The following is a 1,936-nucleotide window of genomic DNA, read 5'->3' as shown; positions in this document are numbered from 1 at the left end:
CTCTGGTACATGTCCTCGAACTCGATGAAGTCGACTTTCCCATTCTTCTTAACGCGGGACGGATCAAGTACCAGGAAATGGCTCAGATCTTCGCCAAACATGACCGGGATCGCACCGTTGTCGAAAGGGTTGTCCTCGTCATCCGGCCACAGGTCGCCCCAGAACTCGATTTTGTCTTTTACCCATTTGCTGTCGTGATCCTGCGTGGACAGCAGCTTGCCGCCAGCATCGAAATCACTCCAGCCATTGTGGAGCTTCAGAAATTCGCGATATGATTCCGGCAGCGGTATGCCCAGCCGTTTCTCAAGCTTGGCGATCTCTTCATCGGTCGCCGGCCTGCCAAGTTCGTGTGGCAATTCCTCGTCGTATTTGAGCGAGTCATACTTCTGTTGGGCCTCAACGATCTTTTCGATCAGCTCCTTCAGTTCAGGTTTCTTAGGCACTTGCTGGCTCCTCCCATCCGCAACAATTGGGGAAAACCCCAGTGTGGGGTTTGTTTCCACCCTTTCGCCAGAAATCCGTCTTGGCGCGATACTTCTTCATGCTCGACCCCATCCACGAATTCGCGCGGCTCGACATCCATTTGAGATTCTTGGCATCCGTTGGGTGACCATTCAACTGGAGCTCGTTGCTGTGGTCGGGGCTAAATCCGGAGTATTCTTGCTCTTCCGCCTTTTCCTTCGCGCAGTCTTTGTAGAACTCAATCTCGGCAGGTTTTTTTGCCACTGCCGCATCTTTGAGGCGTTTGCATTCGGTGTTGCCTTGCGTGCGCCTTTTGGCATAGCCCGCAGAGCGATTCCCATCCCAGGTCACACGTTTCATTTCACCGGCCTTCGCGGCATCGTTGATTGCCGCGCACTTGGCGCAAATCTCTTGCTTCTCGCAATCGTCGAATTTGACGTGCTTCTTGCCCTTCTTTTTCGCCGGGCCGTTGGCACAATCGATCTTCAATGGATTGGTGTTGGCTGGCCCCAATGGATCAACATCGCCAGCCAAATTCACGGTATTCTTGTCGTTGTGGAATTTCTTGTCTGTGTGTCGGCAGGCATTCTTGCCGTCCATCTTCACATCAAACGAGTAAAGTATCCAATCCGTTGCCTTCTTGAAGACGTTGGACTTTACGCCACCGACCGTGCCGGGCTCGTCGCCGGAACTCATGCCATACTGCGAGCCCTTAATCGCAATCATCTTGCCGCCCTTGGCGAGGACGGTCGTCGTGCCGTCCTTCAATGAGCTTTGCGTGGCGATGTTGGGATAGGGCAGGGGGATCGGACCACCAGGGCTGGGTGTCTTGCAGACATCGGGGATCGTCGCTATCGAGAGGCCGATAGTGCCTTTGTAGGTCAGCCCGAGGCCGTTGACCGTGATATGACTGGGCATCAGGCGGTCCTCCTCGGTCCGCCCAGCAGCACGGCGGCACGGGAGCCGTTCTCGGAACTCGCCCAGATCAGGGACAGCGGCCCGTTCTGGTAGTTCCGCGCTTCGGCCTCGCTTATCAAACCAACGAACAGCGGACCGGACGCCGCGCCGACATCGCCCCAACAGTCGGCCGGGGTCTCGAAGTCCGCCGCATCCTTGAAGCGGCCTGGGTTGCGGATGACAGCGAAGCCATATTCGTTCCCGCGATAGCGTTCGCCGTTCATGTCGCAGATGATGCGACCGACCGGATCGATCGGCGCGTCCTCGAAAAGGAAGCGGAAGGCTGCGCCCAACCCTTCGCCGAGCACGACCGTCTCTGTCTTGATCTTGTTTTCTTCGCTCGCCGTCGAGGCACTGACGATCTCGAGAAGAGGTTGCAGCCCAAACGCTCGTGCAGTAGTCAACGTCGTCAGCAGACAGAATCCTGCCGCCTCGCCCGGACAGAAGCCGTAGATGTTGCCCTCTGAGTGGAGTTGCTCGTTTTCATCCAGCCACTCGAGGGTTTCCGGTTCAAGAT

Annotated in this window: 2 protein-coding genes and 1 pseudogene; all 3 read right to left on the bottom strand. The window is 56.5% G+C overall.

The window, feature by feature from the left end; translation table 11 throughout:
- Positions 1–443 (bottom strand): SMI1/KNR4 family protein (locus ACXJ7R_RS31335; protein WP_457155190.1); only part of this gene is annotated, 443 nt, incomplete at its 3' end.
- Entirely contained in the window at positions 436–1,380 is a 945-nt protein-coding gene (locus ACXJ7R_RS31330; protein ID WP_457155189.1) for a DUF4150 domain-containing protein, read from the bottom strand. The genes ACXJ7R_RS31330 and ACXJ7R_RS31335, both read right to left, overlap by 8 nt.
- Positions 1,380–1,936: pseudogene (locus ACXJ7R_RS31325) on the bottom strand (beta-ketoacyl synthase N-terminal-like domain-containing protein); the annotation flags it as partial. The pseudogene ACXJ7R_RS31325 and the gene ACXJ7R_RS31330, both read right to left, overlap by 1 nt.

The organism is Mesorhizobium sp. P5_C1, from assembly GCF_054049815.1.
The sequence above is the reverse complement of the archived record's forward strand: the minus strand, read 5'-3'. Positions and strand labels throughout refer to the sequence as shown.

What these genes read in the sequence shown, in the direction of transcription:
- ACXJ7R_RS31330 (WP_457155189.1), bottom strand. Translation starts at nt 1,380, where the DNA reads ATGCCCAGTCATATCACGGTCAACGGCCTCGGGCTGACCTACAAAGGC.